At 66.4% G+C, this 16,544-nt stretch carries 16 protein-coding genes; 10 read left to right on the top strand and 6 right to left on the bottom strand.

The genetic code is table 11. The features are described 5' to 3' along the window. The first annotated feature begins 74 nt into the window (after window positions 1-74). From VGV41_RS13515 to VGV41_RS13535, 5 genes are all read left to right on the top strand, one after another. Complete coding sequence (locus VGV41_RS13515; RefSeq protein WP_326864359.1) at window positions 75-1,769, top strand: long-chain-fatty-acid--CoA ligase; 1,695 nt, start codon at window positions 75-77, stop codon at window positions 1,767-1,769. Next, window positions 1,766-2,323, top strand: a complete 558-nt coding sequence (locus VGV41_RS13520; protein WP_326864360.1) for a DUF924 family protein — start codon at window positions 1,766-1,768, stop codon at window positions 2,321-2,323. Before VGV41_RS13515 ends, VGV41_RS13520 begins: the two co-directional genes overlap by 4 nt. Window positions 2,324-2,332: 9 nt before the next feature. Beyond that, window positions 2,333-3,211, top strand: a complete 879-nt coding sequence (locus VGV41_RS13525) for a dihydrodipicolinate synthase family protein (protein ID WP_326864361.1) — start codon at window positions 2,333-2,335, stop codon at window positions 3,209-3,211. Between the two features lie 803 nt (window positions 3,212-4,014). After that, window positions 4,015-5,247, top strand: a complete 1,233-nt coding sequence (locus tag VGV41_RS13530) for a hypothetical protein (RefSeq protein WP_326864362.1) — start codon at window positions 4,015-4,017, stop codon at window positions 5,245-5,247. A gap of 290 nt (window positions 5,248-5,537) precedes the next feature. After that, entirely contained in the window at window positions 5,538-6,986 is a 1,449-nt protein-coding gene (locus VGV41_RS13535) for a lipopolysaccharide biosynthesis protein (protein ID WP_326864363.1), read from the top strand. 4 nt (window positions 6,987-6,990) lie between these two features. Here VGV41_RS13535 and VGV41_RS13540 read toward each other — a convergent pair whose 3' ends face one another. Continuing rightward, window positions 6,991-7,422: a PAS domain S-box protein gene (locus VGV41_RS13540; protein WP_326864364.1), complete on the bottom strand. Its 432-nt coding sequence runs from the start codon at window positions 7,420-7,422 to the stop codon at window positions 6,991-6,993. A 4-nt stretch (window positions 7,423-7,426) separates the two neighbouring features. After that, on the bottom strand, window positions 7,427-7,894 hold the full coding sequence (locus VGV41_RS13545; RefSeq protein WP_326864365.1) for an Rrf2 family transcriptional regulator: 468 nt from the start codon (window positions 7,892-7,894) through the stop codon (window positions 7,427-7,429). A 105-nt stretch (window positions 7,895-7,999) separates the two neighbouring features. Between VGV41_RS13545 and VGV41_RS13550 the strand changes: the two genes are divergently transcribed. Both VGV41_RS13550 and VGV41_RS13555 read left to right on the top strand, forming a co-directional pair. Continuing rightward, window positions 8,000-8,176: a hypothetical protein gene (locus tag VGV41_RS13550; RefSeq protein ID WP_326864366.1), complete on the top strand. Its 177-nt coding sequence runs from the start codon at window positions 8,000-8,002 to the stop codon at window positions 8,174-8,176. Between the two features lie 11 nt (window positions 8,177-8,187). Continuing rightward, on the top strand, window positions 8,188-8,589 hold the full coding sequence (locus VGV41_RS13555; RefSeq protein WP_326864367.1) for a group III truncated hemoglobin: 402 nt from the start codon (window positions 8,188-8,190) through the stop codon (window positions 8,587-8,589). Between the two features lie 4 nt (window positions 8,590-8,593). Here the strand turns inward: VGV41_RS13555 and VGV41_RS13560 are convergent, their stop codons facing one another. Beyond that, window positions 8,594-9,121 (bottom strand): CAP domain-containing protein, encoded by a 528-nt coding sequence (locus tag VGV41_RS13560; protein WP_326864368.1) that lies wholly within the window; start codon window positions 9,119-9,121, stop codon window positions 8,594-8,596. A 218-nt stretch (window positions 9,122-9,339) separates the two neighbouring features. Between VGV41_RS13560 and VGV41_RS13565 the strand changes: the two genes are divergently transcribed. Together VGV41_RS13565 and VGV41_RS13570 are read left to right on the top strand one after the other, a co-directional pair. Next, on the top strand, window positions 9,340-9,741 hold the full coding sequence (locus VGV41_RS13565; protein ID WP_326864369.1) for a cupin domain-containing protein: 402 nt from the start codon (window positions 9,340-9,342) through the stop codon (window positions 9,739-9,741). Window positions 9,742-9,806: 65 nt separating this feature from the next. Beyond that, on the top strand, window positions 9,807-10,799 hold the full coding sequence (locus tag VGV41_RS13570; RefSeq protein ID WP_326864370.1) for a tripartite tricarboxylate transporter substrate binding protein: 993 nt from the start codon (window positions 9,807-9,809) through the stop codon (window positions 10,797-10,799). A gap of 52 nt (window positions 10,800-10,851) precedes the next feature. Here VGV41_RS13570 and VGV41_RS13575 read toward each other — a convergent pair whose 3' ends face one another. Beyond that, complete coding sequence (locus tag VGV41_RS13575; protein ID WP_326864371.1) at window positions 10,852-13,185, bottom strand: xanthine dehydrogenase family protein molybdopterin-binding subunit; 2,334 nt, start codon at window positions 13,183-13,185, stop codon at window positions 10,852-10,854. Between the two features lie 152 nt (window positions 13,186-13,337). Here VGV41_RS13575 and VGV41_RS13580 point away from each other — a divergent pair, with 152 nt between their 5' ends. Continuing rightward, window positions 13,338-14,807 carry a PAS-domain containing protein gene (locus tag VGV41_RS13580; protein ID WP_326864372.1) on the top strand — a complete coding sequence of 490 codons (1,470 nt, stop codon included), beginning with the start codon at window positions 13,338-13,340 and terminating at the stop codon, window positions 14,805-14,807. Here the strand turns inward: VGV41_RS13580 and VGV41_RS13585 are convergent. Then, window positions 14,804-15,805: an inorganic phosphate transporter gene (locus VGV41_RS13585; protein ID WP_326864373.1), complete on the bottom strand. Its 1,002-nt coding sequence runs from the start codon at window positions 15,803-15,805 to the stop codon at window positions 14,804-14,806. The genes VGV41_RS13580 and VGV41_RS13585 overlap by 4 nt on opposite strands. A gap of 42 nt (window positions 15,806-15,847) precedes the next feature. Then, complete coding sequence (locus tag VGV41_RS13590) at window positions 15,848-16,492, bottom strand: DUF47 domain-containing protein (protein ID WP_326864374.1); 645 nt, start codon at window positions 16,490-16,492, stop codon at window positions 15,848-15,850. Between the last annotated feature and the right edge of the window lie 52 nt (window positions 16,493-16,544).

Here is a 16,544-nt window from a genome sequence, read left to right on the forward strand (position 1 = left end):
TGAAGGCGTCATCCGACTCATGCTCCGTCGCTCAGGCGACGCCGATTCAAGGCGTGCCGCGATGGGGAACCGTGATGGATCGGATCTGGCTGCGGCACTATCCGCCGGGCGTTCCCGCCGACATCGATGCGTCCCGCTATACCTCACTGGTGGCGATGTTCGAGGAGAACTTCGCGCGTTTCGCGGCGCGCGAGGCCTGCGTTTGCATGGGCAGGGCGCTCACCTACGCCGCGATCGACGAGGCGGCGCGCGGCTTCGCCGCCTTCCTGCAGGCGCGCGGCATCAAACGCGGCGCGCGGGTCGCGCTGATGATGCCGAACGTGCTGCAGTATCCGGTCGCGATCGCCGGCGCGCTGCGCGCCGGCTGCACGGTGGTGAATGTCAATCCGCTGTACAAGCCGCGCGAGCTCGAATTCCAGCTCAAGGATTCGGGCGCCGAGGCGATCGTCGTGCTCGAGAACTTCGCCTCCGTGCTGCAGGAGGCGCTGCCGCAGACGCCGGTGAAGCATGTCGTCATCGCCAGCATGGGCGACATGCTCGGCACGATGAAAGGCGCGCTGGTCAACGGCGTGGTTCGGCACGTCAAGAAGATGGTGCCGCGCTATGACATCCCGGGCAGCATCCGCTTCAACGATGCGCTCGCCGCCGGCCGACGCGCCGGCTTCACGCGCGTCGAGGTCGGGCCCGACGACATCGCCTTCCTGCAATACACCGGCGGCACCACCGGCGTCGCCAAGGGCGCGGTCCTCCTGCACCGCAACCTCGTCGCCAACGTGCAGCAGATCGACGCGTGGCAGACGCCGCTGCTGGCCCTGCCGCCGCAGGTCGAGCGCATGGTGATCGTCACCGCGCTGCCGCTCTATCACATCTTCGCATTGACTGCGTGTTTCCTGTTCGCCGTCAGCAATGGCGGCTTGTGCATCCTCATTCCCAACCCGCGCGATATCGGCGGCCTGATCAAGGAGCTCGCGCGCTACAAGGTGAACTCGTTCCCGGCGGTGAACACGCTGTACAACGCGTTGCTGCATCATCCGGACTTCAAGACGCTCGACTGGAGCGAATTGAAATGCGCGGTCGCCGGCGGCATGGCCGTGCAGAAGACGGTCGCCGAAGCGTGGATGAAAGCCACCGGCAAGCCGATCATCGAAGGCTACGGGCTGTCGGAGACCTCGCCGGTGCTCACCGTCAATCGCGGCGACATTCACGAGTGGAGCGGCACCATCGGCTTGCCGCTGCCCTCGACCGAAATCTCGATCCGCGACGATCATGGCCACGAGGTGGCGCTCGGCGAAGAAGGCGAAATCTGCGCCCGCGGGCCGCAGGTGATGCCCGGCTACTGGCAGCGCCCGGACGAGACGGCGAAGGTGATGACCGCCGACGGCTTCTTCCGCACCGGCGACGTCGGCGTCATGGACGAGACCGGCCGCGTGCGCATCGTCGACCGCAAGAAGGACATGATCAGCGTGTCCGGCTTCAAGGTATTCCCCAACGAGGTCGAGGACGTCGCCATGAGCCAGGGCGGACTGATGGAATGCGCGGTCGTCGGCGTGCCCGACCCGCACTCGGGCGAGACGCCGAAACTGTTCGCGGTCAAGAAAGACCCGACCCTGACCAGCGCCGCGCTGCACGATTTCATGAAGGCGCGCCTCGCCAGCTACAAGGTGCCGCGCCATATCGAATTCCGCAGCGAGTTGCCGAAGACCAATGTCGGCAAGATCCTGCGCCGCGCGCTGCGCGACGAAACCGACACGCCGGCGGAGCCGACATGAGTGACGCGACCCCACGCGCGAGTGCGGCCGAGGTGATCCGTTTCTGGGCCGAGGCGGGGCCCGATCGCTGGTTCAAGAAGGACGACGCTTTCGACGCCGAAATTCGCCGCCGTTTCCTGGCCACGCACGAGAAAGCCGCGGCCGGTCAGCTCACCGATTGGGAAAAGAGCACCGAAGGCGCACTGGCGCTGCTGATCCTGCTCGATCAGTTTCCGCGCAACATGTTCCGCGGCTCGGCCCGCGCCTTCGCCACCGATCCCCAGGCGCGCGCGGTCACCGCGGCGGCGCTGCTGCGCGGCTTCGACGGGCAGGTGCCGGCGAACTTGCGCACGTTCTTCTATCTGCCGTTCGAGCATTCCGAGGACATGGCCGACCAGGACCGCGGCATCGCGCTCTATACAGCCGCCGGCGACGCGGACGGCCTGAAATGGGCGAAGATTCATCACGACATCATCCGCCGCTTCGGCCGTTTCCCGCATCGCAATGCCGTGCTCGGGCGCGCGACGACGGCCGAGGAGCAGGCCTTCCTCGACGAGGGTGGGTTCTCCGGATAAAAGGGCGGCATGACCGCCCGCACCGACTTCCACGGCGTCTTCCCGTATCTCGTTTCCCCGATCGACGCGGGCGGACGCATCAAGACCGACGTGCTCGGAAAGCTCGCGTCCGACCTGATCGAGGCCGGCGTGCACGGCCTGACGCCGCTCGGCTCGACCGGCGAGTTCGCCTATCTCAATGCCACGCAGCGCGAGACCGTGGTGCGCGCCACCATCGAGGCCGCGGCGAAACGCGTGCCGGTGATCGCCGGCGTCGCCTCGACCGCGACCGCCGATGCGGTGCGGCAGGCGCAGAACTACCAGAAGCTCGGCGCCGACGGCATTCTCGCCATCTGCGAGGCTTACTTCCCGCTCAAGGATGCGCAGATCGAACACTATTTCCACGCGATCGCCGACGCGGTCGACATCCCGGTCGTGCTCTACACCAATCCCAATTTCCAGCGCAGCGATCTCACGCTCGACGTGATCGCACGGCTCGCCGAGCATCCGCGCGTCCGCTACATCAAGGACGCTTCGAGCAATACCGGCCGCCTGCTGTCGATCATGCATCGCGCGCCGTCGATGAAAGTATTTTCGGCGTCGGCGCATATCCCGGCGGCGGTGATGCTGATCGGTGGCGTCGGCTGGATGGCGGGACCCGCCTGCGTCGTGCCGAAGCAGAGCGTGAAGCTCTACGAGCTGTGTCGCGCCGGGAATTGGCCCGAGGCGATGGTGCTGCAGCGCGACTTGTGGCGGATCAACGAGGCCTTCGCCCGCTTCAATCTGGCCGCCTGCATCAAGGCCGGCCTGCAGGTCCAGGGCTATGCCGTCGGCGACCCGGTTCCACCGCAGGCGGCGCTCACCGCCGCCGAGCGCGAAACGGTGGCGCGCATCCTCGCCGGGCTCTGACAGACGCGCGCGGCGGGCTTGCCCGCTTCGCGCCAGACATGACTCATCGCCCGTATTCTTTGGTCGGCCCCGGGTGAGCCGCAGTGCGCAGTCCATGTCCGCCGCTCCCGAGAAGTACCGAGGGCGCGCGGGACGCTCTTGGGCCCTGAGGACCCACGGACCTCGACGCCTCGCAGCATCGAGGCATGCTGAAGTCCGTTAAACCGCAAGTCCGCCAAGTCCCAAGGCGTCCCGCGCGCGGTGTTTGAAGGCTTGCTCCGCATGGTCCCCGGTGGTGGTCCGTTCGTCGGTTCGGCTCATCACCCATCGACTCTCCACCGTTGGGGGTCTGGCTGTCCGCCGTCGGCGCCCGACGGGCCTTCGGCGGATATGCCATCGGGGACCCCAGCGACGCGAGGCTCTCGCGCCAGGATCCGTGCGGCTTGGGCCGCCGGGTGGGTTGATTGCGCCGCATCTCCGACGCCCCATTCCCCGGCCACCGCATCCCGCCCCGCGTCTGGAGACGCTTGATCAGACGCCCCTCGGTAACGGGGCGGGATGGCAGGCATATAAGTCTATTAACATAGGAATGTCAACAGTCCTATATCACGAATTGTTTCAAACAATGGCAAGCCCCGTCCGTCGTTGCAAATTGCCGGGACGCACAAGGCGCCGGGTCCGCTTGTGACCCAAGCCGGACTTCGGCCAATCTCCGGGATGGACCGCTATAGTTGGACAGCCTCCAAGGACAGCGAGCGGCCTTATAAATCATGCTACACAATCATGCATTTGGCGGGACATGGACGAGACGAGCGGAGGACGATTTGTCTCACAAAAAGGACCGTGAAATTCTCGTCGCAGCTATCGAACGCGCAGACGACGCTTTCAAGAAAATCCATCCGACGCCGTCGCTCTTGAGCTCGACCCCGAAGGGCATTCTCGACGACCTGGCCTTGGCCATTGACCGCTGCGAAGTCTATCAAGCTGTAGCAGGCCACATCCTGTTCAACGGCTCCTCCGCGCCGATCATAACGTCGTCGCTCTTGGCGCCGAGAGTTTTTGACAAGCGAAATCATTGGGACGGGACGAAGTGGGTTGAGGATTTACCGTTTGCAGCCGACTGGCTCATCCAACTCCTGACCACGCAAAAGGCGGAAGCGCACCTTCGGGTCGCGATCTGGGGCTTCTCCGTCAAAGAAGAGGTCAAGATATCGGATGAGATGCGCGTGCTACCGTTTAACGCGCTGCCGGACACGTTCAATAGGAGCCGGATTCTGGACCGAGCCAAAGATCACTCGGGACGAGACCTGTGGCTATCTCCGACGCATTACGGCGTCCCGGGAGCCGCGTTCGAACTGGCGATCCCCGACGTGTCGTTCATAGGCGAATACGGCTATTGCTTCGGACAGGTCTACGACCGGCAGATGATCGCTAAGGAATTTTGGAGCTTCATCCAGGCAGCGACTACCGGCCACCCATTGGCGCTGTGCACCTGGGTCGATTACGAGAACCGCGAGCTTGAGTTCTCGGAGTGGGAAAAGTGGCCGGAGTGGATACTTCCCGAGATCATGCCACGCATCCACGCGGCGGTGCCAGTCGACGCCCAGAGGATCAAGCAAGACTGGGAAGCATACAGCAAGCTTCCTAGCGACACGCGGTCGGGCCTCGCGCGCTCCATTGACCGGTTCGTGCTCAGCAAGTGCCGCCATCAATTTGTAGACCGGGTGCTCGATCTTGCACTCGCGTTCGAAATCGCCGTAGGCGGCGGCAGGGGCGATAATGCTCCCGCGAGCTGGAAGGTCGCGGTTCGGTCCAGTCAAATAATCGGCGGCGCTCTCGGGGTTCGGCAGGCGCTTCGCGGGAAGCTAAATCATATGTACACCCTCAGGAGCAGGGCTACGCATGGCGGCAGCATGGATTCGAAAGACCGCGCCGATCTCGAAGCAACTGTAAACGAATGCTCACAAATCTACGTCGCGCTGATCCAAAGTTTTCTGGCTTTGGGCGCAAAGCCGGACTGGCAGAAATTCGAGCTTGAGCCACGGACGGCCTACTGACGGTCCCCTCTGCTTGCATTTCGGCGCAGCGTATTTCGCGTACCGCGGCAGCGCTTTGCCGGACCGACACGGCGGCCCGGCCGAGCCCTTAGCGACAGTGCGCCAGTCCAGCTTCTGGCCCTTCGCTGACCTCACCTGACCTCATCGCAATAGGCCTTCGCCTCAATGCACCGGGCGCTTCCGGGCTTGCACGCGACGCAGGCGGGCTCCTCAGGATGACAGGAGAGGTGCCCGCCCCTCGACCCGACGGGACAAGCCAATCTTAACGATTCCTTGCTAGGGCCTTGCGGATGGCCCTGCCGTCGTCCGCACACCGGCTGTCGCCGGCGCCGGAAGAGACCGCCCAATCCGGCAGCGACCGTGCGCCCGGCACCCCGCGCGCGCGCCTGTTCGCGCGCGTCAAAGGCATCCTCACCGACCGCAGCGAAAACCGGCTGGCGCAACTCGTCGCCGGCAAGGTGTTCCTCGTCCGCGCCTTCTCGGCCCTGCTTGCGCTCGGCACACAGGTGCTGCTCGCGCGCTGGATGGGCAGCCGCCAGTACGGCCTCTTCATCTATGTCTGGACCTGGGTGCTGATGATCGGCGCCCTCTCCGACGTCGGCCTGTCGTCGGCGGCGCGCCGCTTCATTCCGGAATACACCGAGCTGAAATCGCCGGAGTTGTTGCGCGGCTTCCTCTCCGGCTCGCGCAAGCTGGCCTTCGCCATCGCCACCGCCATCGGCGCGCTCGGCGCCATCGTCATCTCGCTCATTCAGCCGCATCTCGACCCTTCCGAGGTCGTGCCGCTGTATCTCGCCTGCGCCACCATTCCCGTCTATGGCCTGGTGCAGACGCAGGCCGGCATCGCGCAGAGCTACGACTGGCCGAACCTGGCGCTGATGCCGTTCTATATCTGGCGGCAGCTCGGCATGGTCGCACTGATGGGCGCCGCCTGGTATTTCGGCGCGCCGACGAGCGCCGTCACCGCCATGCTCGCCGCCGTCGCCACCACCTGGCTCGTCACGCTGGCGCAGTCGCAGGTGCTCGACCGGCGCCTCAAGGTGAAGGTCGAGGACGGCCTCAAGCGTCACGACGTCAAGACCTGGCTTGCGACATCGCTGCCGATCTTCGTCGTCGAGAGCTTCTATCTGCTGCTCACTTATGTCGACATCCTCGCGCTCGAGCACCTGCGCTCGCCCGACGAAGTCGCGGTCTACTATGCCGGTGCGCGGCTGCTGGCGATGGTCGCGTTCGTCTATTTCGCCATTGCCGGCGCGACCACGCACAAGTTCACCAAGTATCACGTCGCCGGTGATGCGGAGAAACTGAAGTCGTTTTTCGCGGAGACGGCGCGCTGGACATTCTGGCCGTCGCTCGCCGCCTGCGCCGTCATCCTCGCCTTCGGCAAGCCGTTGCTGTCGCTGTTCGGCAGCAATTTCGAGAGCGGCTATGGGGTGATGTTCATCCTCGCCATCGGCATGCTGGCGCGCGCCGCGGTCGGCCCGGCGGAACGGCTCCTGAACATGCTCGGCGACCGCAAGCAGTGCGCCGGCGTCTACGCCCTCGCCTTCGCGGTCAATCTGGTCCTGTGCTTCCTGCTGATCCCGCACATCGGCATCGAAGGCGCCGCCGCGGCGACCTCGGCGGCGCTGGTGATCGAATCCGCGCTGCTCTATCGCATGGCCAAGAAGCGGCTCGGTCACCACCTCTTCCTGATGCAGAGCGGCAAGAAGCCGGAACAACTGCACTCCGGCGGCTGAAAAACTATCCGCCCTGCGATGACGCCGCGCGCGCCTGCTTGCGCAGCGCCCTCAATTCCTCGAAGCGCGCCGTCACGTCGCGCATGACGGCGGCGACGCCGCTGATCCGGCCGGCCGTATCGTGCAACGGGCTGATGGTGAATTCGACCGATATCTGCGTGCCGTCCTTGCGCAGCGCCGGCACCGACAACGTGTCGCCGCCGCTGTAGCGGCTCGTGCCGGTCTCCATCGTGTGCCGCCATCCGTCCCAGTGCCGCGCGCGCAGCCGCTCCGGAATGATCAGATCGAGCGACCGCCCGACCGCCTCGTCGGCGACAAAGCCGAAGATGCGCGCGGCGCCCGCGTTCCAGAAACGGATGACACCATCGCGGTCGCAGCCGACGATGGCGTCGGCTTCTCCATCGAGCAGCGCCCGTGCGATGTCGGAGGCTTGCATCGGCTTACGCCCTTGCATGCGCCGGGCGACGCGGCGGTGGTCCGAGATCGAGCAGATCGCGCAGCGCATGCCGCGGCTTCACCAGGTCGCCGAGCGAGTATTCGTCGAGGACGTCCATAAAGGCCGCGGTGGCGCGGCCGAGCGCGCGCCTGAGCAGGCACGACGGGCGGATGGCGCAGGCGGCGTCGACCGGGCTCATGCACGGCACCAGCGCCATGTCCTGCTCCGTGTGCCGCACCACGTCGCCGAGATTGATGTCGGCGGCCGGCCGCGCCAGCCGCAAGCCGCCGGAGCGGCCGCGCACGGTCTCGAGATAACCGGCGATGCCGAGCTGATGCGCCACCTTCATCAGGTGATTGCGCGAAATGTCATAGCGCTCCGCCACCTCGGCGATGGTGGCGAGCCCGTCCTCCTTGAGGGCGACATACATCAGCAGGCGCAGCGCATAATCGGTGTAGACGGTGAGGCGCATGGCCGCAGGCTCCGCTCGAGAGGATGAATAAGATGTATTCTGGATATTGCTTTTTGGCAACCGGCCTATAAGATATACATCGTATCCATCTTTATGGAGGACCGCATGAACGGGTCCATCTCCGTCGGAACCGCGCTTGCCCGCGCGTTCCTGTTCCCCGGCGATCTCGCCTGCACGGCGATGGGGCTCGACAGCGACGACAAGCGCGAACTGGTGCGCATGCTGGTCAACTCGCTGGTGTGGATCGTGCTCGGCATGCTGGCGGTGGTGGTGCTGACGTGACCGGCGCGCCGATGACGACTGCCGCGCTGCCGACCGAAGAGCAGATCGGCCGGCTGGTCGATGCCTTCTACATGAAGGTGCGCGCGGACGCCGCGCTCGGCCCGGTATTCGACCGCGCGGTCGCCGACTGGGGGCCGCATCTGGAGACGATGCGCAAGTTCTGGTCGTCGGTGATGCTGACGAGCGGCCGCTACAAGGGCAACCCGGTCGCCGTGCACACCCGCGTCGAGGGCATCGAGATCGGCCTGTTCGACCGCTGGCTGGCGCTGTTCGACGAGACCTGCCGCGAGATGTTCGATGAACAGATCACCGCCGCCTTCAACGAGAAGGCCGCGCGCATCGCCGAGAGCCTGAAGCTGGCGCTGTTCTACCGGCCCGACCGGCCCTGGCCGCCGCGCATCGTGGCGGGCTAGCGGCTTAGCTCCCGCGCTTGTCGTCCGGCTGCGCCAGGATCAGCGCCCAGTAAACCTTGTATTTCGAGCGCGGCGTATAGACCGCGGCGATGCCGATGCGCGTCGCGCCGCCGAGCAGCATGTTGGCGCGGTGCGGCGGCGAATCGCGCCAGCCGGAGAACGCCTCCGCCAAAGTGTGATAGCCGGCGCCGATATTCTCCGCCGCCACCTTGGCGTCGTAGCCCGCCTGCCTGATGCGCACGACGAACGGCTTGCCGAGGCTGTGGTCGAGCCTGTCGCGCCGGGCCATCAGGTCGGCCTGCGCCTGCGCCAGCCGCATCAGCTCCGGATCGAGCGTGACCGCCGGCAGGCCGTTGTTGCTGCGATAGCCGCTGATCATCGAGGCCGCCGCCGCGGCGTCGAGCTCGGCGCCGGGCTGCGCCAGGTTCCGGTAGAAGCTCGGCTCCGCCTTGGGCACATAATTGTCGGACAGCGCACAGGCGCCGAGCGCAAGAAACGCGAGCACCGGCGTCAGCAGGCGGACAAGGCGCATGTCAGGGAACCCCATGAATCGAAGTGCGGCGCACATCGCCGCAGGACCATGGCCGAACGGTGGTGAACGGACCGGAAATGGCCGCCGCCGGGGTTGATTGCCGGCCCTTTCCACCACCCGCCATCCGGTACGAAAGCCGGCGCGGGAGGGATAGCGCCCACGCCGGCGCTCAATTACCATCCGCGCCCAAGAAAAAGACGCCTGAGGGAGAAACCTGCATGACCAGCGCACCGGCGGCGCGCACGCCCGGCGCCACCCGCGCCGCGCCCGGCGAATACGTGTTCGACTTCGGCACCGTGTCCAAGATCATGGGCGGCCCGGCCTATTCGACCGCGCACGGCCCCTGCGTCGAAGGCGACCGCATGATCGTCGCGCTGATGCGCATGCCGGCGGGCACCGGCGCGGAGCCGCATTCGCATCCCAACGAGCAGTGGATCTACATCCTCGAGGGCACCTTCAAGGCGGTGATCGGCGGCAAGGACGTCGAGGCCGGCCCCGGCGCCTGCGTCTACATCCCGGCCAACACGATCCATTCCGGCGGCGCCACGGCGGCATCCGACGTCGTCTTCTTCACGGTGAAGGACGCATCGCATAGCCTGCACGGCATCAAGGCCGGCTGATTTTTGAAACAACGGGGGCGCAGACCTCCGGACACCAAACCATAAACATCCGCGGAGGAAACAAGATGAAGCGTCTGTTCAGCCTGCTCGTGTCCGCTCTGTTCGTCGCCGTGGCGGCGCCGGCGGCCATGGCGCAGGATAATTACCCGAGCCGCACGATCCGCATCGTCGTGCCCTATGCGCCCGGCGGCGCCACGGACATCGTCGCGCGCATCGTCGCCGACGAGATGCAGAAGCTCGCGCATCAGCCGGTGATCGTGCTCAACAAGCCGGGCGCCTTCGGCATGATCGCTATCGACGAGATGGTGAAGTCGACACCCGACGGCTACACGCTGATGGTCGGCAACGTCTCGACCAACGCCATCACGCCGGTGATCTACAAGGACAAGTTGAGCTTCGACTACAGCAAGAAAGTTGCCGCCGTCACCAATCTCATCGGCATCCCGGCCTTCCTGCTGGTCACCACCGCCAACGACTTCCCGGTGAAGAGCCTGAAGGAGCTGATCGACTACTCCAAGAAGAACCCGGGCAAGGTGCGCTACGGCACGGTTGGCGTCGGCTCCTATCCGCACTACGACATGGCCTATTTCGACAAGAAAGCGGGCGGCCTCGACATGGTCGCGCTGCCGAACAAGAACGGCGCTTCCGGCGTGATCCAGGATCTGCTGCGCGGCGACACCCAGGCGGCGTTCCTCAACGTCGCCAGCTCGGCGGGCCAGGTGCGCGCCGGCAAGCTTCGGCCGATCGCCATGGTCAACGACAAGCGGCTGAAGGATTATCCGGACGTCCCGACGATGGCCGAGCTCGGCTACAAGGGTGTCGGCACCGTCGCCTGGAACGGCATGTTCGCTCCGGCCGACACGCCGCAGCCGGTGCTGCAGAAGGTCCACGATCTGGCGGTCAAGGCGCTCAACTCGCCGGAGGTGCAGGCGAAGCTGCTCAAGCAGAACTTCGAGATCACGCCAAACAAGTCGCTCGCCGATGCCAAGGTCTGGCTCGCCGGCGAGATCGCACACTGGAAGACCATCACCGAAGCGGTGAAGATCGAGACCCACTGACCGGATATCGCGGCGCCCTCTCCCCGCCGGGGAGAGGGCGTTTTTTTTACGTCTATCTCTGCTGCAGCGCCTTCCAGATGCGTTCCGGCGTCGCCGGCATGTCGAGCGCGGCGCCGGCCGGCAGCGCATCGACGAGCGCATTGATCAGCGCCGGCGGTGCGGCCGTCGTGCCAGCCTCGCCGGTGCCCTTCACGCCGAGCGGATTGGTGCGGCAGGCGACGGCGAAATGCTCGACCGTCATCGGCGGCACGGTGTCGGCGCGCGGCATCGCGTAGTCCATGAACGAGCCGGACACGAGCTGGCCGCTGGCATCGTCGTAGATCGTCGATTCACCCATCGCCTGGCCGAGCCCCTGCGCCACGCCGCCGTGCACCTGCCCTTCGACGATGATGTCGTCGAGCACGGTGCCGGAATCGCCGACCGCCGTGTAGTTGACGATCTCGAACGCGCCGGAGTCCGGATCGATCTCGACCTCGGCGATGTGGCAGCCATTGGGGAACGTCGGCGGCAGCTTGGCGCCGCCCTTGGTGTCGAGGCTTTCCGGAATGACGCCCTGCTTCGCCAGCTCGGCGGCGCGCTCGGCCACCTCGAACAGCGACAGCTCGCGATTGTTCACGCTGAACTTGCCGCCGGCATAGGCGACGTCGCCTTCCGCCGCTTGCAGCAGCATGGCGGCGACGCGCTTGCCCTTGGCGATGACCGCGTCGACGGTGTTGGCGATGGCGCCGCCGACCATCGTCGCCGAACGCGAGGCGACCGCGCCGAAGCCGGGCACGTCGCGCGCCGAATCGCCTGACGTGACATCGACCGCGCTCGCCGCGATGCCGAGACGATGCGCGGCGACCGCGCCGAACACCGTGCGATGCGCCTGCCCGCTGGCGCCGGCGCCGATGCTGACGCTGACCTTGCCGCCGCCGGGAAACGTGATGCGCGCCGCTTCCTCGGGAAACGCGCCGGCGATCTCGAGATAGCAGCCGATGCCGATGCCGCGCAGCTTGCCGCGCTTCTTCGCCGCCTTCTTGCGCTCGCGGAAGCCGGCATAGTCGGCGAGCGTCACCGCGCGATCGAACATCGCCGGGAAGTCGCCGCTGTCGTAAGTGCTGCCGAAGGGCGTGACGTAAGGGATCTTCGCCGCCGCGATGAGGTTGCGCCGGCGCAATTCCGCCGCGTCGATGCCGGTCAGGTCGGCGGCGGCATCGATGACGCGCTCGAGCATGTAGCTCGCCTCGGGACGGCCGGCGCCGCGATAGGGGCCGGTCGGCACGGTGTTGGTGAAGACGCAGCGCGAATTCACCTGCGCCAGCGGGATGTCGTAGACAGTCGGCAGGCAACCGGAGACGTGGGTCGTGAAGACAAAATGCGCGACGCCGGTGAAATAGGCGCCGAGATTGCCGATGCCGTTGACGCGCAGCGCCAGGAAGCGGCCGCGGCTGTTGAGCGCCAACTCGACGGTCCAGAACGAGTCGCGGCCCTGATTGTCGGAGACGAACGCTTCCGACCGCGTCGACACCCAGTGCACGGTCTTGCCGAGCGCGCGCGCCGCATGCAACAGCGCCGCGTATTCGGGATAGGTCGACGCCTTCATGCCGAAGCCGCCGCCGACGTCGTCGGTGAGCACCCGCAGTTCGTCCGGCTTGATGCCCATCACCTCCGCCATGCCCATGCGGATGCCGGCGACGCCCTGCGAACCGCAGCGGAGCACGTATTGCTTGGCCTCGCCGTCATAGCTGGCGGTGGCGGTGCGCGGCTCGAGCGACGCGGCGACGAGCCGCTGGTTGACGAGCTCGACGCGGGCGACATGCGCCGCCTCGGTGAAAGCCTTCTCCAGCGCCGCGTTCTTCTTGCCATCGGGGTCGGCCGGCGCGGTCCAGTCGAAGCCGATATTGCCCGGCGCCTCGTCCCACAATTGCGGCGCGCCCGCCGCAGCCGCCGCGCGCACGTCGGTGACCGGGGTCAGCGGCTCGTAGTCGACCGCGACCTTCTCGGCCGCGTCCTGCGCCAGCGCAGCCGTCGTCGCGATGACGAGCGCCACCGGATCGCCGACATGCAGCACGCGCGTCTCGGCAAGCACCGGCCGGTGCGGCGAATACGGCAGCTTGCCGCCGCGGCCGGGAATCGGATGGCCGTGCGACACGGAGTGATAGTGGTTGGCGGCAAGATCGGCCGCGGTGAACACGGCGACGACGTCGCGCGAGGCCTTCGCCGCCGTGGTGTCGACGCGCAGGATGCGGGCGAAGGCATGCGGCGAGCGCACGAAGGCGGCGCCGAGGGCGCCGGCCGGTTTGCCGTCGTCGCCGAAGCGGCCGCTGCCGCGCAGCAGCGCGTCGTCCTCGATCCGCCCTTTCCACGTGGCAAAATCGGCTTTGTGGGCAATCGGCGCGTTCATGCGGTCACTCCCGGAGAAAAAGGCGGTCGGCAGGCTGCCCATGCTCTCCCCTGGACGGCCGGCGCTTAAGGATTGCTTAACCCTCGGCACAGGGCAATTAACTGCAAAACAACCCGTTGTGGAATACCGTCCCGATGAAGCCGGACGCCCCCATGACGCAAGAGCCTTCCACGCTGGCGAACGCGCGCAACGTCGGTCGAATCGCGCTGCTGTTCGCCGCGTGCACGGTGGCCAGCTTTCTCTTTTTCGAAAACGTCCTGTCACCGGCTTCGTTTGTGGGCGAGCCACCCTCGATGCCGCTCTCTCTCTTCAGCGCCGTCGCCCTCGGCTGCATTGTCGCGACCGTGCTGGTGCTGGTGCACGCCCGCCAGCTCCGGGTTCAGAACGCCCGCATCCGCATCGCTCTCGACAATATGTCGCAGGGCCTCTGCATGTTCGACCGCAACGAGCGGCTGGTTGTCTGCAACACGCGTTATCGCGAGATGTACAACCTGCCTGAGGATCGGGTGCGGATCGGAACGAGTCTCGCCGGGCTGCTCGAATATCGCATCACGCTCGGCACCTTCGCCGGCGACGTCACCGCTTATCGCGCCGAGTTGATCGCGTCGCTGGCCGAAGGCCGCACCACCAGCCGCGAGGTGACCTCCAGCGAAGGACGCGTCATCTGCGTGGTGAACCGGCCGATGCGCGGCGGCGGCTGGGTCGCCACCCACGAGGACATCACCGAGCGGCGCGAGGCCGAGCGCGAGCGGCTCGGCATGCAGCAGCAGCAGACGCGGCGCGCGGCGGTCGAACAGGCGATCCTGTCCTTCCGCAAGCGCGTCGAGGAACATCTGCGCACGGTCACCGAAGGCGCCATGGCGATGCGCAAGACCGCCGGCACGCTGCTGACCAATTCCAACCATACCGCGAAAGGCGCCGAAGGCGCGGTCGACGCATCGAACGAAGCATCGACCAACGTCGAGACCGCCGCCTACGCCGCCGACGAGCTCAACAGCTCCATCGGCGAGATCGGCCGTCAGCTGACCACGACGGCGACGATCGTGCGCGACGCCGTCACCGAGGCGCGCGACACCAACGAACGTATCGCCGCACTGGCGCAAGCGGCGCAGAAGATCGGCGACGTGATCAAGCTGATCCGCGCCATTGCCGGGCAAACCAATCTGCTGGCGCTCAACGCCACCATCGAGGCGGCGCGCGCGGGCGAAGCAGGCAAGGGCTTCGCCGTGGTCGCCGCCGAGGTGAAGTCGCTGGCGGTGCAGACCGCGCAAGCGACCGAAGATATCTCGGCGCTGATCAAGTCGGTGCAGGCGGCGACCGGCGGCGCGGTCGACGCCATTGGACGTATCGCATCACGCATGCAGGAGATCGACTCCTGCGCCACCGCGGTCTCGACCTCGGTCGAGCAACAAAGCGCCGCGACGCAGGAGATTTCGCAGAACGTGACCAGCGCCGCCGACGGCGCCAAGCTGGTGGTCTCGGTGCTCGCCGACGTCGCCGGCGCGGCCGGCGAGACCCGCCGCTCGGCGGAAGACGTGCTCACCGCGTCCGAGGCTGTGGAAGCCGCCGCCGCCGAACTGCAGCACGAGGTCGAGGGCTTCCTCGCCCGCGTCGCGGCCTAAAGCAAGCCGACGATCCAGTAGAACAGCGCCGCGATCACCGCCGTCGCGGGAATCGTGATGATCCAGGCGACGACGATGTTGTTGGCGACGCTCCAGCGCACCGCCGACACCTTGCGCGCGGCGCCGACGCCGATGATCGCACCGGTGATCGTGTGTGTGGTCGACACCGGAATGCCGAGCCACGTCGCGCCGAACAAAGTGAGCGAACCGCCGGCTTCGGCGCAGAACCCCTGCATCGGCGTCAACCGCGTGATCTTCGAGCCCATCGTGCGCACGATGCGCCAGCCGCCGATCAGCGTGCCCAGCGCCATGGCGATCTGACAGGCGATCACCACCCAGAACGGCACGTAGAAATGCGCGCCAAGACGCCCCTGCGAGAACAGCAGCACGGCGATGATGCCCATCGTCTTCTGCGCGTCGTTGCCGCCATGGCCGAGCGAATAGAGCGAGGCGGAGATGAACTGTAGCCGCTGAAAGCTGCGGTCGACCGCGAACGGCGTCCAGCGCAGCAACAGCCAGGACAACAGCAGCACCAGCATAAGCGCGAGGAAGAAGCCGATCAGCGGCGAGCCGACGATCGCCGCCGTCGTGGGAATGAGACCGTGCCAGACGATGGCCGAGACGCCGGCCTTGGCGACGCCGGCGCCGACGAGGCCACCGACCAGCGCGTGCGAGGAACTCGACGGGATGCCGAGTCCCCAGGTGATCAGGTTCCAGATGATGGCGCCCATCAGCGCGCCGAACACGACGCGCGCGTCGATCGCCGCAGCGTCGATGATGCCGGTGCCGAGCGTGTTGGCGACGTGCAGGCCGAAGAACAGGAAGGCGATGAAATTGAAGAACGCCGCCCAGGCGACCGCGTATTGCGGCCGCAGCACGCGAGTCGAGACGATGGTGGCGATCGAGTTGGCGGCGTCGTGCAGACCGTTGAGGAAATCGAAGGCGAGCGCGACGGCGATGAGGCCGATCAGCACCGGTAGCGACAGCGCGACGTTCATGCGCGGGCGCTCCCGCTCATCGTACCAGGGCGGGGAGAACGCTCACACATGCTCGATGACGATGCCGTGCATGACGTTGGCGACGTCGTCGAACCGGTCGACGACCTTCTCGAGATGATCGTAGACCTCGTTGCCGACGATGAAGCCCATGGCGTTGCCTTGCGCGGTGGCCTGGTAGAGCGCCCTGAGGCCGACGTCGTGCAATTCGTCGGCGCGGCCTTCGAGCGCGGAGATCTGCGCGGTGAGGTCACTGATGCGCACCGCCTCCGACGAGATCGCATGCAGCAGCGGCACCGCCTGCTTCAGCAGTTCCGCCGATTTGACGATGAGGTCGCCCATGTCCTTCATCTGCGGCGTGAACCGGTCGTAATCGAACAGGATCACCGCCTTGGCCGCCTTCTGCATCTGGTCGATGGAATTATCCATCGCGGTGATGAGGTCGCGGATGCTGCCGCGGTCGAACGGGGTGATGAAGGTGCGGCGCACGGCGATGAGCACCTCGCGGGTGACGTCGTCGGCCTCGCTCTCCCGCTTCATGACCGCCGCGCTATTGGCGGCGATCGCGTCGCCGCCCTCCATCATCGCGCGCAGCGCCTTGGCCCCTTCCAGCACCGCCTCGGAATGACGGGCGAACAGCTCGAAGAAGCGCTCCTCCTTCGGCATCAAGGCGTGAAACCAGCGCATCATTGGGAAAACTCCGGCTCAACCCCGAATCGGCGGATGCAGGATAGGCGCTCGG

This window comes from Pseudolabrys sp. (assembly GCF_035943735.1).
Taxonomy (GTDB): domain Bacteria; phylum Pseudomonadota; class Alphaproteobacteria; order Rhizobiales; family Xanthobacteraceae; genus Pseudolabrys.